This is a genomic window from Neisseria sp. P0006.S009 (assembly GCF_051962915.1).
Lineage (GTDB): Bacteria > Pseudomonadota > Gammaproteobacteria > Burkholderiales > Neisseriaceae > Neisseria > Neisseria subflava_E.
In genome coordinates this window covers 14580-28871 of record NZ_JBQCUV010000001.1, presented here as the reverse complement: position 1 = coordinate 28871, position 14292 = coordinate 14580, and the positions used below count along the sequence as shown (strand labels likewise).

Sequence of the window (14292 nt, the reverse complement as noted above, 5' to 3'; positions counted from 1 at the left end):
TTTCAGACGGCCTCTTGATTCAGGTCAAACGGAAGCCTGCTCATCAGGCTCTTCAAACTGCCATTTCAAGGCATCGGCCAATGCCGTCCTGCGTTTTTGATGGCATCCCACAGCCTGACACAATTCCTCCGCATTTCCCCAAAACACAAAACGTTCACGCGCGCGGGTAATGGCTGTGTAAAGCAAAGCCTTATCTAAACCTCGAGCCTCTTCTTCACTCTCCGTCGTTGCAGGCACTGACGGAGGTAACAGCCATACTTCCCGATATTCCGAACCTTGGCTCTTGTGCACAGTCATAGCAAAAGCCGATTCAAAATCCGGCAAACGGCTGATGGCAATTTTTTTGAATCCATCTTTCTCAGGAAAATAGGCAGACAAGCCATTCAACGATTCTTCATCTTTCATAATCAGCCCGATGTCGCCGTTAAACACTTCCAGCATGTAATCATTGTGCGTAATCATGATGATTTGTCCGGCAAACCAAGGCATTTCGCCCAAAACTTTTCCTTGTCGTTGCAGGTATTCTTGATAAGCCTGATTCAAATCATCCGCATCCTGCCGCCAAGCTGCCAATACCACCACATCGGCAGCATGACCATAGGCAAGTGCAACATTATTCTCTGTCACGGCCTGCCAATAATCCTGTTGCTTTTGATACAGTAAAGCAACCTGCTCTTTCAGACGGCCTGGTTTCATTTCCAATTCTTTGGGGAACTTGTCAAACTGTTCGACCGCAGTTTGCTTTTCCCCGGACACCACCGCCCTTGCCAAACAGCCGATACCGCTGTCTGCACCAAAACGGTGACTGAACGTCAATTTGGCATTGTTTTGTGATAAAGCCTGTGGCTGCCCTTTTATCTCAAAGCCATGATTGGGCAGGTACACTTCCAGCTTTTCAGCGGTTTCTTTATCCAAAGCCGTTGGACGCGACAATGCCGCCAATACGGCTCCTAACCCAACCGACGGCAACTGGTTTTCATCGCCAAGCAACACCAAACGACAACCGGTCGGCACGGCGCGCAATAAATCCAATACCAGCGGCAAATCCAACATCGAAGCCTCATCCACCACCAAAACATCCAATGCAAGCGGATATTCATGATTGAACGCAGGGCGCATTTGCGGCGGACGCAGTTTCAACAAACGATGGACAGTCTGCCCTTCCAAGTTTTCCAGATGCGCTTTGACGCTCGGAGACAAATCAAAACCGTCCAAAGCACGTTGCAAAGCCCGTGCCATATGCGCAGCCGCTTTGCCCGTCGGTGCCGCCAACGCGATACGGGGCAACTTCGTACTGTTATTACAAATCAGGCCCAAAAGCTTTGCGACGGTTGTCGTCTTACCCGTACCCGGCCCGCCGGTAATCAACATAAAGTTTTGCAGCAAGGCCAAAGCCGCAGCATCCCTCTGCTCTTTACTGTCTTTAGGATCAAACCAATCACTCAGGCTTTTTGAAGCCGCCATGAAATTCACTTCTTCCGCCTCGGCACTGGCCAGCCGTTTGATTTCGACAGCCAAATCATGCTCCAACTGCCACATCCGCCCTAAAAACAATTTCCTGCCTTGCAGGATAAGCGGTTTATCCGCATTGCCGACTAAATTCGGCAAATTGCTTAAGGCATCGACATCCGCTTTATCCAAGTAAATAAACGAATGCCCGTTTTGCAAGGCTGCAAACAGTCGAACCACATAAGGCTCAATAACGGATGCGCCCTGTACTTCGTGGCGGCGGAAAAACGCTATGGCCGCATCTGCGGCAGAGGAAAGGATAGAGTCGGTCGGGTTCATGGCTCAGGATTGATGGATACGGAAAAAGAAAGGCCGTCTGAAAAACAGTGTTTCCATAAATGAAAACCTATTTTTCAGACGGCCTCTATTATACCGTTCAAAGCATAAAATATTTGCCTGAAATAATAACCTTATTGCAGCACTTGCAGGCTGCCGTCTTTCATGGTCATTACCCTGTCGAAACGCTCAGCCAGCTCATCATCATGGGTCACTACAATCAGGCTGGTGTTCAATTCGCGTTTCAAATCCAGCATCATGTCCAGCACATTTTGCGCATTTTTACGGTCAAGGTTCCCCGTCGGTTCATCCGCCAACAGGCATTTCGGCTTATTAACCAAAGCACGGGCAATCGCCGCACGCTGACGCTCGCCGCCGGAAAGTTCGCTTGGACGGTGCAGCATACGCTTGTCCAAGCCGACCTTCTTCAGCATCTTGACAGCCTTCTCCTCGGCCATAGCCTTGGGCATTTTGCCGATTAAAAGCGGCATCATGACATTTTCCAACGCAGAAAACTCAGGCAATAGATGGTGGAACTGATACACAAAGCCCAAATAACGGTTGCGCAATTCGCCCAACTGTTTTTGGCTCAAACCGCCCAAATCCTGATCCATCAATATTACCTTGCCTTCAGACGGCATATCCAAGCCACCAAGAAGGTGCAGCAACGTAGATTTACCGCTGCCTGATGAACCGATAATACTCACGCTTTCCGCTTCGGCAACTTCAAAATCCAAATGATTCAACACTTGTACATTCAATGCGCCGTCATTATAGCTTTTGCCAACGCCGATACATTTCAAAATTGTCTTACTCATAACGTAAAGCCTCCGCGGGTTGGGTTTTCGCAGCACGCCAGCTCGGATACAGTGTGGCGATAAATGCCAAGCCAAGCGAAATGCAGGCAATAACGGCGACATCCTTCAAATTCACATCACTAGGCAGGTAATCGATGAAATAAACCTGTGAGTTAATCAAATGCACGCCAAACAGGTCTTCAAAAAATGCGACAATCTTACCGACATTCCAACCCAGCAATACACCGCATACGACACCAACAAGCGTACCAAAGAACCCCGCAAAAGCACCCTGCACCAAGAAAATCTTCATGACGCCGCCCGGAGATAAACCTAAAGTGCGCAAAATCGCAATATCGGCTTGTTTTTCCGTTACCGCCATTACTAAAGAAGAAACGAGGTTAAACGCAGCAACCGCGATAATCAGCGTCAAAATGATGAACATCATGCGTTTTTCCAACTCAACGGCTTCAAAATAGCTGCGGTTGTTAAACGTCCAGTCGCGCACCCATACTTCATCTTTTTTAGCATCGGGAATCAACTTGGCAATGAAAGATGGTGCATTCTGAGGATCAGCCAATCGTAAACGCAGCCCACCGACATTTTCTCCCAGACGATACAAGACTTGCGCATCCTTGATATGCGTCATGGCCAATGTGTTATCGACTTCATAAACACCTGTTTTTACCACACCGACCACATTAAACTGCTTCAATCGCGGCACTACGCCGGCAGGAGTGACATTACCCTCCGGCGTAATCACAGTAACCTTGCCGCCAATCTCCGTGCCCAATGCCTCAGCAAGCCCTTGACCCAAAATAATATCAAATTCGCCCGGCTTCAAATCGTCAAAACTGCCGGCCGGCATATCCTTGCCGTAATCAACGACATTTTTTTCTTCAGACGGCAAGATACCGCGTATCTGCACACCGCGCACTTCCCCGGCATTGGCAAGCAAAGCCTGATCGGAAACATAAGGTGCGCTGGCCAACACTTCCTTTTTGCCTTTTACAAATTCGCGCAAATTCTGCCAACCCGGCGCACTGCCGACATCGTAATAGCCGATTTCCGCATGAGGTGCGACGTTCAACAATTGACCGCGTATCTCTTTCTGAAATCCGTTCATTACTGATAGCACCACAATCAGCGCCGTTACGCCCAAGGCGATACCTACGATTGAAATCATGGTAATAAATGACATAAAGCCGTTGCGTTTTTTCGCACGCAGATAGCGCAGGCCTATCCAAGTTTCTAAAGAAGCCATTCAAAAATGCCTCATTCGTTTGTCAAAAAAGGCTTATTGTACCGTAAAACCGACAGGTCGTCCGATTGCCCGACTGATGTAGCATTCAGGGATAAAGTGTATGTAAAACCATGTATCTTCCCGTAAATTCCGCCGAAAAACTTGCACAATCAGCCAATCGCCCTTATTCTGAAGCTGTGACACACTTTGTCACCATCAAAAAGGAAATACACTAATGAACAGCAAAAAATTCTTGGCCCTCGTATCCGTAGCTGTAGGTTTGTCATTCAGCTTCAATGCATATGCCGCCAAAGAAATCAAAATCAGTTCAAATAATACCGCTTACTCCGACGCCGATGTTCAAAAACTGGCAGCTACTGCTGTCGGCATGGGCGTAAAAGAACCTGTCAGCCTCAACAGCGGAAACGGTGTTGTTACCGTATCCGGCAGCAGCGCAACCAAATGCGCATTTAAAGTCGGCAACGGTGATACGCCTCAAATTCAAGGCGTCAGCTGCAAATAATCTGATTTAATCAATAAAAAGGCCGTCTGAAAGACTTTCAGACGGCCTTTTTATATTGCCATTTAAGATTGGATATTTCTTCTATCGTAAACAGCCTGAGCCAAAGTACCGGCATCCACATATTCCATCTCGCCGCCCAAAGGGATTCCCCTCGCCAATCGGCTGACTTTATAAGGAAGATTTTTAAACAATTCCGCCAATACATACGCTGTCGCGTCGCCTTCGGCTGTGAAGTTGGTGGCAATAATAATTTCCTCAATATCACTCGCCTGCAAACGGGCAACCAGTTTATCTAACGCTACTGCTGAAATATCCATGCCCTGCGCCGGACTGACTTGTCCCATTAGAACAAAATACAGACCATCATGACAATTGGCCGCCTCCATACTGGAGACGTCCGCCGGCATATGCACAATCATCAAGCGGCTTTTCTCACGTTTTTCGTCGGCGCAAATTTCACACAAATCGCCTTCGCAAAATGTATTACACATCCGACAATGCTGCACCTGTCTCAAGGCAAATTGCAAAGCGTCCACCAACTCCTGCGCTTCTTCGCGTTTGTACTGTAAAAGCTGGTAAGCCATGCGTTGAGCGGATTTCGGGCCGACATTGGGCAATATTTTTAATGCATTAATCAAGCGGACAAAGGCATCAGGATTTTTACTCATGATTTCAGACGGCCTTTAAAAAGATAGCTAAAAATAAGAAAACAGCCGGAATTCATCCGGCTGCCCTACTCTAATATTCTGCTTATTCGGCAGCATTATTAACTTGTTGTGCACCTTGCGTACGATCGATTTTCTTATCCAAATACTGGAGTAAATTATCGAACACATTGGCAGAAAGCTGCTGAACCAAAGCCTGTTTGGCAGCCGGAATCTGTGAATCGGCATTTTCAGGAGCGGAAACGCTCTGAACTTCCATAATCACCGGCGCAGGCATACCTTCCAACAATGTATACGCAGGTTTGCCGCCGACAGGACGTGCTTTCAGCAAAGCCGCATAAGCCTCCGGAGACATGGTTTTACGTGCATCTTGCGCGCTCAATTGAGAAACAGGCGACCATTGAACATCGGCAGCTTTACCGGCTTTCAAAGCAGCCAAAGTTTCCTGGGCTTTTTTCTCTGCCAGTTTTGCGGCTTCAGAGCGCTGATATGCTGCACGGACAGTGTCTTTGACTTCCGCAAATGGTGCGATTTTCTCTTCGCGCACTTCTTTCGCACGAATGACCCAAACGGTTTCGTTGTTGATGGCAATGACTTCAGAATTGTGTTTTTTCTTCAGTACATCATCACTAAACGCGGCATTAATCAACGCTTCAGGCAAGCCGGCTTCTTTCGCGCCCGCTTTGGTCACCCATTCATCCAGGCTTTCTACTTTCAAACCTGAATTGGCAGCTGCTTTTGCCAAAGAAGATGGATCATTGAAGGTATCTTCACCCAGTTTTTCTTTAGCGGCATTAAAGGCAGAAGCCGCTTTTTTCAGTTTCAAGGCTGCTTCAATACGCGCTTTGGCTTGTTCCAAAGTCGGCTCAGCTTCGACATTCAAAACTTTAATGACGTGATAACCCAAAGACGATTTAACGGTATCGCTGACTTCGCCTTTGCCCAATGCAAATGCCGCTTTATCAAATTCAGGTCCAAAGCCACTGCCACCGCTTTTGCTCAGGTAGCCCAAATTGCCGCCTTTATTGCTGCTGGACAAATCTTTGGAGTACTTGGCTGCCAGCTCAGCAAAAGCATCTGGATGCGCTTTGAGCTCTGCAGCCATTTTGTCTACTTCGGCTTTAATTTCCGCATTGCTTGCTTCATCTCCGTTAGGCATGACCGGAATGAAAATATGCGCAATTTCGGCTCTTGGCGACAAATCTACACTTTTGCTGTCGTAAGCTTTTTGTACTTCTTCCGCACTGACGGTTTGCTTATCAGCCAAATCTTTGATGTTCAAAGCCACATATTCCAGCTTAACGGCTTGAGGAATCAAGTAATCTTTTTTATGCGCTTCATAATACTTTTGCAAAGCCGCATCATCTACTTTTACTTGTGCCGCAAATGCTTCAGGGCTGAAAGTAAATGACCGGATGGTACGTGTTGCTTGAGTCAGGTTAATCAACTGACGCGCTTGCGCATCGCTGACCAAAGCACCGTTTTGCACCAAATTCAACAGATTTTGCAATTGGAACTGTTCGCGGATATCTTCAACAAACTGATCCTCTGTCATTTTGCGCTGATCCAAATACTTCTTGAGCAAATCCTGACTAAATTTGCCGGAAGCATCATGGAAATTCGGATCATCCACGATAACTTGCTTGATTTGTTCCTGAGACACAGCAATGCCCATCAGCTTGGCACCCTGCTTCAGGTAAGCACGTTGCAATAAAGATTGGAATATAGCATCACGCGAAGGCGCATTATTGCCGGCAGCCTGCTCATTCTGTATCGCAATCTGTAAAGCATGCTCGCTGACCTTCTCATCCCCGACTTTGACAATGTAATCAGAACCCGGCGAAGACAAGTTATTGGCACCGAATCCGATAAAGGTCAGACCGATGATACCTAAAACAATCTGGGCGGGTGTTTTATATTTTTCAACAATATGGAACATATTTATCCGAAAGAAAAGTTTGGCGCGGCAGCCGGAAAATGCTGCCGCAAAAATCTTAAAATCCTGAAAACAGGCTCAAAGCGCGTATTGTAACGTATTTTTTCGAGGCTTGCTTTTTTCAGACGGCCTAAAAATCTAAAAATACCTTATCCGAAAATTTCCTGATACGCTTCTACTGAAAATCCGACATGAACCTGTCCTTCTTTGACCAATACAGGCCGCTTGATGATGCTGGGATTTTCCACCATTAAAGCAATCGCACCTTCTTTTGTGGCGGCAGATTCTTGCGCATCTTTATCCAACTTGCGCCAAGTCGTGCCTCTTTTATTGAGCAAAATTTCCAAAGCTACCTGCTCCATCCAGCCATCAATCAATTCGGCAGTCGGGGCGTTTTTCTTAAAATCTACAAACTCAAACTCAATGCCGTTTTCCGCCAACCAACTGCGCGCTTTTTTAACCGTATCGCAATTGGGAATACCGTATAGTTTTATCATCTTATTTATCCTTGGTTTTATTCATAAAATCACAAATTCAGGCCGTCTGAAATTTTTCAGACGGCCTGAATTGAATGCAGCTTATTTCTTAGCAGCTTTCTTCACTTTAATCTTCACGCTTTTGCCTTGAGCATTATTTTTACCCCCTGCTTTGACGGAAGCTGTTTTCGCCTGCACTTTTTTCTTGCTTACGGCTTTAGGTTTGCTTGGCTTGGCCGGCTTGGAGGCAGGTTTACTTTTCACCTTGCTCTTCTTTGCCTTCACAGGAGCGGCCAACGCTTCATCAATTTCTTTAGCCGAAAGTTTACGCTTACGCTTTTCGACAGGTTTGTCAGCAGCTATCGGCTTGCTCACAGGTTTTGCTTTTCTACTGCCACGTTTCTTACCGACCGAACCGCCGCTGACTAAGGTCAAATCAATCTTACTGGTATCCAAATCGGCACGAGCGACTTTCACAGTGACCGTATCGCCCATGTTGAAACGGACACCGCTGCGTTCGCCCTCAATCGCCATAATTTCAGGACGGAAGTTGAAATAATCTTCTCCCAAATCGCTGATATGTACCAAGCCATCGATATGAATATCGTCCAACGTTACAAAAATACCGAAGCTGGTCATGCCCGAAATCTTGCCACTAAAGACTTCGCCGACTTTGTCGCGCATATAATAAGTTTTCAGCCAGTTTTCCACATCGCGGCTGGCATCATCTGCTCGGCGCTCACAGAAAGAGGTATGCACGCCCAAAGCCTGCCAGGTTTTATTGGGTTGGTAAGTTTGTCCGTTCAACACAGCCTTGATGGCACGATGGACCGTCAAATCAGGATAACGGCGGATAGGCGAAGTAAAGTGTGTATATGCGCTATAAGCCAGACCAAAATGACCGTCGCAATGCGGCTCATAAACCGCCTGCTGCATAGAACGCAACATCATCACTTGCAACAGCTCCGCGTCCGGACGGTTTTTAAATTGCTCGGCAAGCGCAGCATAGTCTTTCGGCGTCGGATTATCGCCGCCCCCCAAACTCAGCCCCAGTAAACCAAGCTGCTCGCGTAAAGTAGCCAGTTTTTCAGGAGTCGGGCCCAAGTGATTGCGGAACAAAGCCGTATGTTTGTTTTTCAGCAAAAATTCTGCCGCGCAAACATTCGCTGCCAACATACATTCTTCAATCAGCTTGTGCGCATCGTTGCGGACGACGGGAACAATCTTGTCGATTTTACCGTTGTCATCAAAAATCATCTGAGTCTCAACGCTCTCAAACTCAACCGCGCCACGCTCAAAACGTTTTTTCTGTAAGATTTTAAATAACTGATACAGAGTATCAATTTGCTGCTTAAACGGATGATCCTGGCCGTCTGAAATCCAATCCCAAACTTGATTGTAAGTCAGTCGCGCATGAGAACGCATTACTGCCGGATAGAAACGGTATTCCTTGATATTGCCTGCATAGGTAATCACCATATCGCACACCATACACAGGCGTTCGACATCAGGATTGAGCGAGCAGATACCGTTGGACAACTTCTCCGGCAGCATCGGAATCACGCGGCGTGGGAAATACACGCTGGTACTGCGTTCCTGAGCATCTACATCAATTCCGTCATTAGGACGGACATAATGGCTGACATCGGCAATCGCTACCACCAAACGGTAATTGCGGCCGACTTTTTCAGCAAAAACCGCATCGTCAAAGTCCCGCGCAGTTTCGCCGTCAATGGTTACCAAAGGCAAATCGCGTAAATCCACGCGCCCTTTCAAGTCGGTTTTACGCACATGATCAGGAATTTTCTTCGCGGCTTTGACACATGCTTCGCTGAATTGATGAGGCAAATGGTGCTTGCGTACAGCGATTTCAATTTCCATACCGCTGTCGGCATAATCGCCCAACACTTCAATCAGCTTAGCCACTGCAGGACGATGCGCTTCAGGATACGTCTCAATTTCAGCCACAATCACTTGGCCGGATTGCGGTTTAAAGTTCGCCACACTTTCAGGCTCTAACACGATACTTTGGCTCAAACGCTTGTCTTCGGCCTCCAAAATAGCCACACCGCGATCCATATAAAAACGGCCGACCACTTTAGACTGCGCACGCTCCACCACATCCAAAACCGTACCTTCACGACGGCCTCTGCGGTCGATACCAGCAGGACGCACGGTAACAATATCCCCATGCATCACGCCACGCATCTGACGCTCATACAAAACAAAATCGCCCTCGCCTGTCGGCGTTAGCGGCACGGCAAAACCAAAGCCGTCTTTATGCGCCTCGACACGGCATTTAACCAATGCCAATTTTTCTGCCGCACACACCGCGCCACGTCTGTTAATCAACACCTGACCATCACGCGCCATCGCTTTCAGACGGCGTTCGAAGAATTCATATTCATCTTCTGCAATCGACAATTCATGTGCCAAAGCTTCGATTTTGGTCGGCACACCTTTTTGTTCCAATAATTCAATAACCCATTCGCGGCTGGGCAACGGATGAGCGTAACGTTGTTTCTCCCGCTCCAAATACGGGTCTTTTTCTCGTAAATTTAAAGATTTAGTATTTTTGTTCATTTTGATAGTTGACATTCTTTTTTTAAAATATATAATAGCTGCTTCTTCGCAGTTCAGGTAGTCAACTCTACCTTAAATTGAAGAATAAAGCAAAGCCCAGGTGGCGGAATTGGTAGACGCGCTAGCTTCAGGTGCTAGTGTCCTCACGGGCGTGGAAGTTCGAGTCTTCTCCTGGGCACCAAATAATTTGGTGCTTCTTTGCTTAAGAAAATTTAAATTGCCCAGGTGGCGGAATTGGTAGACGCGCTAGCTTCAGGTGCTAGTATCCTCACGGGTGTGGAAGTTCGAGTCTTCTCCTGGGCACCACTGATAAATCAATCAGTCAAGTTTTACATTATTCTGATAACAAGTCAGGATAATAGTCCACAGAGAGGTGGATGAGTGGTTTAAGTCGCACGCCTGGAAAGCGTGTATACGTGAATAACGTATCGAGGGTTCGAATCCCTTCCTCTCTGCCAGATACTAAAGACACCAGCTAACGGTGTCTTTTTTCATATCCGCCCTTCTTAAAAATATTACACCACACTTTTATTTCTATTACCCTCTAATCATAAACCTGCCACTCATTCTTATCTTATACTAAACCTTAATGATTAAAGGCTGTCTGAAAGTTTTCAGACGGCCTCTTTCTTAAAACCTACCAAATCCCAAACCATTGTTTATCAGACTGCTTTTTATTACCGTTCTGCTGCTCGTGGTTTTGACGGCGAAATTGCCAAGGCGCTTGCGGATTATCTTTTTTCCATAAACCTTTACGTTTTTCCTTGGCTTGTTTTTGTGCGGCCGAATAGTCAGTGTAGGCAGTTTTACTTTGTTGTTTTTTGGCATAACTTTCATAATGCCATGCGGCGCCATCCCGTATCTGCATTAAATTCAAGTTAATCGTGCCGACTGATACTTGGGCAACTTCGCGCTGGTAGCGATCGGCTTCAAACACGCGGACTTTGGCTTTTTTATTCAATGCAGCATCAATCAGATTGTCTCGTGATTGCGTACCATAAGCCTGATTGATTTCTGGTGCATCGATATGGGCCATACGGATTTTATGTTTCCTGCCGTCGCTATCGATAATGTGCATGGTATCGCCATCATGGATTTTGATGATTTTTCCGTTGTATGTGTAGGATTGTCGCGATGACTTTTGTTTTTGTTCCGGTTTAGGTTTAGGTTTAGCTTCGGCTTTGGTGTCAGATGTGGCTTTGACGACATTTTTTCCCAGCCATTCATTGACCTTTTCCAAACCGATATTGTCGCCTTGTGCCAATGTTGCAGCAACGCTTACCCCGGTACGAATCAACTCGGTATCGCGTGAGCTGTAACCAAGCGCGCCCAACACGGATAAAACAACGGGCAACCATTTTATAATTTTACTGATTTGCATATTTTGCCAAATTGAAGGCCGTCTGAAAGACCTGATGCACTTTCAGACGGCCTTTAAAATTGATTAATCTCCATTAATCCTGACAAGGCAAGATGACTTTTGCACCTTCTGCCGTACCCAAAACCAACACATCGGCGGCATCGCGGGCAAAAATACCGTTTTCGAGTACGCCGGTGATTTTGTTGATTTCGTCTTCCATTTTCAGGGCTTGGTCGATATTGAGGCCGTGAACATCGACGATTTGGTTGCCATAGAAAGTAGTATAGCCGACACGCAACTCAGGTTGTCCGCCCATGGCAAGCAGTTTGCGCGACACCAGCGAACGGGCATTTTCAACGACTTCGACCGGCAATGGGAATTTTCCCAAACGGGAAACGTATTTGCTTTCATCAGCGATACAGACAAATTTATCGGATGCGCTGGCCACGATTTTTTCGTTCAAATGCGCACCGCCGCCACCTTTAATCATTTGCAGCGCGTGGTTGACTTCATCTGCGCCGTCAACATAAACCGCCAAACCCATCACTTCATTCAGTGAAACTTCTGGAATCTCGTATTTTGCCAAAAGCTCGCTGGATTTTTTAGAAGTAGATACGGCACCCTTGATTTTCTTACCGCTTTTACCCAAAGCTTCGATAAAAAAGTTGATGGTAGAGCCGGTACCGATACCGATGTATTCGTTTTCAGGAACATATTCCACCGCTTTTTCGGCGGCAATGCGTTTAAGTTCGTCTTGAGTTGCCATATTGTCAGTCTTTCAGTTTGAATAATAAAGTAATTTTAAGCTCTTAGGCTTTAATCAGCAATACTGCCGCTTGTGCTTCAATGGCTTCCATACGTCCCAGATAGCCAAGTTTTTCGTTGGTTTTACCCTTGATGTTCACGCAGTTTTCAGGCAAACCCAAATCTGAGGCAATATTGGCGCGCATTGCCGGAATATGTGGCGCAAGTTTTGGCTTTTGCGCAATCACGGTCGTATCGACATTAACCACCTTCCAACCCAATGCCTGCACGCTTTGATAAGCCTCGCGCAACAGCACACGGCTGTCAGCATCTTTGAACTCGGCGGCAGTATCGGGAAAATGGCTGCCGATATCGCCCAAACCGGCCGCACCCAACAGAGCATCGGTAATCGCATGCAACAGCGCATCGGCATCTGAATGACCCAGCAAGCCTTTTTCAAACGGAATGTTTACGCCGCCGAGTATCAAATCTCGCCCTTCGACCAACTGATGGACATCGTAGCCCTGTCCGATACGGATATTCATGTTTGCTTCCTTAAATAATGGGTTTTGATTGTTCAGACGGCCTTGAGCAACAATCTGACAATGTATTCGTCTTGCGGCAGCGTCAATTTTAAATTACGCGTATCGCCCTGCACCAAGCGCGGCCGGATACCCAGTTTTTCAACTGCTGACGCTTCATCCGTAATCTCACTCAAATCATCAACCGATAAGGCGCGATTTAATAAGGCCGTCTGAAAAAGCTGCGGCGTTTGCGCCTGCCATAATCCTGCGCGTGCAACGGTTTCATCAATATGATGACTGCCGTCTGCCCGCTTGAGCGTATCGGCCACCGGTATGGCCAGAATACCGCCCTCATTGCTCTCTTCAGCCTCATCAAGCAAACGTGTTAATGCTTCAGCAGGCAAGCAACAGCGCGCGGCATCATGAACCAAGATATTGTCTTGTGCCTCGGCCAAACCTTGTTCTAATAAAGTAGATACGCCATTGCGTACCGTTTCGGCACGACTTGCGCCGCCTACTCGAAAGACGCGTACTTTCTCAGACAGGGCAGTCTGAAAAACCGAATCTTCCGGCGAAAGAATAACGGCAATTAAATCTATGCGGGGGTGTTGCTCAAAGATTTCTATGGTATGTTGCAATACGGTTTTACCATTGATTTCAACATATTGTTTTGGTTTTCCTGCACCAAATCGCGCTCCCACACCGGCAGCAGGAATCAAAGCGATATTGCGGCGTATCATGCTGACGCTCCGGCATTGGCCTCATCAGGCGTTTCAACCTTGCGCCATACACACGCTTCTCCCAAATCGTCCAAATATTTTTCATGTGCGGCCAGCTCGTCCGCATTGGCTTTGATGACTTTCAACTGCGACGTACGTTTGGTTTCCGCAATAACGGTTTGTTTGACTTCGCCCTCTTCTTCCGACTCGCCGCCCATCAGGTCGAACTGCTGACGCGTCATGGCAAGATAGACTTCACCCAAAAGCTCACAGTCGATTAACGCGCCGTGCAAGACCCGTTTGCTGCGGTCAACGGAAAAGCGGTTACACAACGCATCCAAGCTTGCCTTTTGTCCCGGAAACATTTCACGTGCCATAGCCAGCGTGTCGGTCACTTTACAACCCAGTTCCTCAATAGAAGGCAAGCCCATGCGGCGGAATTCCATATTCAGGAAGCCGACGTCAAACTTGGCATTATGGATAATCAGCTCTGCACCACGTATAAAGTCAGCAATCTGTTTACCCACTTGGGCAAACGGCGGCGCATTCTTCGCTTCCAATACTTCAATCGTCAAACCATGCACCTTCGCCGCTTCCTCCGGCATATCGCGTTCGGGGTGGACATATAAATGAAGGTTGGAGTCGGTCATTTGGCGGTTGATCATTTCCAAGCCGGCAAATTCGACCAGACGGTCGCCGTTTTCAGGATAAAGACCCGTAGTTTCCGTATCGAGGATAATCTGACGTTGGCTCATGGTTGGTAGTTTCTGCAATTATCAAAACGTCCTGAATCATACTGAAGGCCGTCTGAAATGTATAGTCAGCAAAACTTTAGCTGCTTTTGAAATACCTTTTTATAGCTGGATTTTTTCAGACGGCCTTTATTCTTTTTGCATTTAATGGCTATCTATTACTGCATTTTTAAGTAGAAAGCCCA

Annotated in this window: 13 protein-coding genes and 3 tRNA genes; 4 read left to right on the top strand and 12 right to left on the bottom strand. The window is 47.0% G+C overall.

Annotated elements, in window-relative coordinates; translation table 11 throughout:
- Positions 1-24: 24 nt before the first annotated feature.
- The 3 genes from recD to ACTHTK_RS00115 form a co-directional block, all read right to left on the bottom strand.
- A complete protein-coding gene (gene recD, locus ACTHTK_RS00125) occupies positions 25-1788 on the bottom strand; it encodes an exodeoxyribonuclease V subunit alpha (RefSeq protein WP_107723181.1) in 1764 nt (587 codons plus the stop codon).
- Between the two features lie 131 nt (positions 1789-1919).
- Positions 1920-2603 carry a lipoprotein-releasing ABC transporter ATP-binding protein LolD gene (gene lolD, locus ACTHTK_RS00120; RefSeq protein WP_107723180.1) on the bottom strand — a complete coding sequence of 228 codons (684 nt, stop codon included), beginning with the start codon at positions 2601-2603 and terminating at the stop codon, positions 1920-1922.
- On the bottom strand, positions 2596-3846 hold the full coding sequence (locus tag ACTHTK_RS00115; RefSeq protein ID WP_295862983.1) for a lipoprotein-releasing ABC transporter permease subunit: 1251 nt from the start codon (positions 3844-3846) through the stop codon (positions 2596-2598). The genes lolD and ACTHTK_RS00115 overlap by 8 nt, the downstream gene beginning before the upstream one ends.
- A 214-nt stretch (positions 3847-4060) precedes the next feature.
- Between ACTHTK_RS00115 and ACTHTK_RS00110 the strand changes: the two genes are divergently transcribed.
- Complete coding sequence (locus ACTHTK_RS00110; protein ID WP_003683377.1) at positions 4061-4348, top strand: hypothetical protein; 288 nt, start codon at positions 4061-4063, stop codon at positions 4346-4348.
- 62 nt (positions 4349-4410) lie between these two features.
- Here ACTHTK_RS00110 and recR read toward each other — a convergent pair whose 3' ends face one another.
- The 4 genes from recR to rnr form a co-directional block, all read right to left on the bottom strand.
- Positions 4411-5016 (bottom strand): recombination mediator RecR, encoded by a 606-nt coding sequence (gene recR / locus ACTHTK_RS00105; protein WP_003679078.1) that lies wholly within the window; start codon positions 5014-5016, stop codon positions 4411-4413.
- Between the two features lie 82 nt (positions 5017-5098).
- Positions 5099-6952, bottom strand: a complete 1854-nt coding sequence (locus ACTHTK_RS00100) for a SurA N-terminal domain-containing protein (RefSeq protein WP_440378209.1) — start codon at positions 6950-6952, stop codon at positions 5099-5101.
- A 146-nt stretch (positions 6953-7098) separates the two neighbouring features.
- Complete coding sequence (locus ACTHTK_RS00095) at positions 7099-7446, bottom strand: ArsC family reductase (protein ID WP_107723177.1); 348 nt, start codon at positions 7444-7446, stop codon at positions 7099-7101.
- An 81-nt stretch (positions 7447-7527) separates the two neighbouring features.
- Positions 7528-10023 carry a ribonuclease R gene (gene rnr / locus ACTHTK_RS00090; RefSeq protein ID WP_440378208.1) on the bottom strand — a complete coding sequence of 832 codons (2496 nt, stop codon included), beginning with the start codon at positions 10021-10023 and terminating at the stop codon, positions 7528-7530.
- A gap of 79 nt (positions 10024-10102) precedes the next feature.
- Here rnr and ACTHTK_RS00085 point away from each other — a divergent pair.
- From ACTHTK_RS00085 to ACTHTK_RS00075, 3 genes are all read left to right on the top strand, one after another.
- A tRNA-Leu gene (locus ACTHTK_RS00085) sits at positions 10103-10189 on the top strand.
- 38 nt (positions 10190-10227) lie between these two features.
- A tRNA-Leu gene (locus ACTHTK_RS00080) sits at positions 10228-10314 on the top strand.
- Between the two features lie 61 nt (positions 10315-10375).
- A tRNA-Ser gene (locus ACTHTK_RS00075) sits at positions 10376-10466 on the top strand.
- Positions 10467-10645: 179 nt separating this feature from the next.
- Here the strand turns inward: ACTHTK_RS00075 and ACTHTK_RS00070 are convergent.
- From ACTHTK_RS00070 to dnaQ, 5 genes are all read right to left on the bottom strand, one after another.
- Complete coding sequence (locus ACTHTK_RS00070) at positions 10646-11389, bottom strand: thermonuclease family protein (protein WP_107723176.1); 744 nt, start codon at positions 11387-11389, stop codon at positions 10646-10648.
- 73 nt (positions 11390-11462) lie between these two features.
- Positions 11463-12134 carry a ribose-5-phosphate isomerase RpiA gene (rpiA, locus tag ACTHTK_RS00065; RefSeq protein WP_107723175.1) on the bottom strand — a complete coding sequence of 224 codons (672 nt, stop codon included), beginning with the start codon at positions 12132-12134 and terminating at the stop codon, positions 11463-11465.
- 43 nt (positions 12135-12177) lie between these two features.
- Positions 12178-12657 (bottom strand): 2-C-methyl-D-erythritol 2,4-cyclodiphosphate synthase, encoded by a 480-nt coding sequence (gene ispF, locus ACTHTK_RS00060; protein ID WP_107723174.1) that lies wholly within the window; start codon positions 12655-12657, stop codon positions 12178-12180.
- A 32-nt stretch (positions 12658-12689) separates the two neighbouring features.
- Positions 12690-13376, bottom strand: coding sequence for a 2-C-methyl-D-erythritol 4-phosphate cytidylyltransferase (gene ispD, locus ACTHTK_RS00055; RefSeq protein ID WP_107723173.1), 687 nt, complete (start codon positions 13374-13376; stop codon positions 12690-12692).
- Positions 13373-14110, bottom strand: a complete 738-nt coding sequence (gene dnaQ / locus ACTHTK_RS00050; RefSeq protein ID WP_107723172.1) for a DNA polymerase III subunit epsilon — start codon at positions 14108-14110, stop codon at positions 13373-13375. The genes ispD and dnaQ overlap by 4 nt, the downstream gene beginning before the upstream one ends.
- Positions 14111-14292 lie beyond the last annotated feature (182 nt).

Excerpts from the sequence above, each read along its gene's own strand:
- recD (WP_107723181.1), bottom strand. The coding sequence starts at position 1,788 with ATGAACCCGACCGACTCTATCCTTTCCTCTGCCGCAGATGCGGCCATA.
- lolD (WP_107723180.1), bottom strand. The coding sequence starts at position 2,603 with ATGAGTAAGACAATTTTGAAATGTATCGGCGTTGGCAAAAGCTATAAT.
- ACTHTK_RS00115 (WP_295862983.1), bottom strand. The coding sequence starts at position 3,846 with ATGGCTTCTTTAGAAACTTGGATAGGCCTGCGCTATCTGCGTGCGAAA.
- ACTHTK_RS00110 (WP_003683377.1), top strand. The coding sequence starts at position 4,061 with ATGAACAGCAAAAAATTCTTGGCCCTCGTATCCGTAGCTGTAGGTTTG.
- recR (WP_003679078.1), bottom strand. The coding sequence starts at position 5,016 with ATGAGTAAAAATCCTGATGCCTTTGTCCGCTTGATTAATGCATTAAAA.
- ACTHTK_RS00100 (WP_440378209.1), bottom strand. The coding sequence starts at position 6,952 with ATGTTCCATATTGTTGAAAAATATAAAACACCCGCCCAGATTGTTTTA.
- ACTHTK_RS00095 (WP_107723177.1), bottom strand. The coding sequence starts at position 7,446 with ATGATAAAACTATACGGTATTCCCAATTGCGATACGGTTAAAAAAGCG.
- rnr (WP_440378208.1), bottom strand. The coding sequence starts at position 10,023 with ATGTCAACTATCAAAATGAACAAAAATACTAAATCTTTAAATTTACGA.
- ACTHTK_RS00070 (WP_107723176.1), bottom strand. The coding sequence starts at position 11,389 with ATGCAAATCAGTAAAATTATAAAATGGTTGCCCGTTGTTTTATCCGTG.
- rpiA (WP_107723175.1), bottom strand. The coding sequence starts at position 12,134 with ATGGCAACTCAAGACGAACTTAAACGCATTGCCGCCGAAAAAGCGGTG.
- ispF (WP_107723174.1), bottom strand. The coding sequence starts at position 12,657 with ATGAATATCCGTATCGGACAGGGCTACGATGTCCATCAGTTGGTCGAA.
- ispD (WP_107723173.1), bottom strand. The coding sequence starts at position 13,376 with ATGATACGCCGCAATATCGCTTTGATTCCTGCTGCCGGTGTGGGAGCG.
- dnaQ (WP_107723172.1), bottom strand. The coding sequence starts at position 14,110 with ATGAGCCAACGTCAGATTATCCTCGATACGGAAACTACGGGTCTTTAT.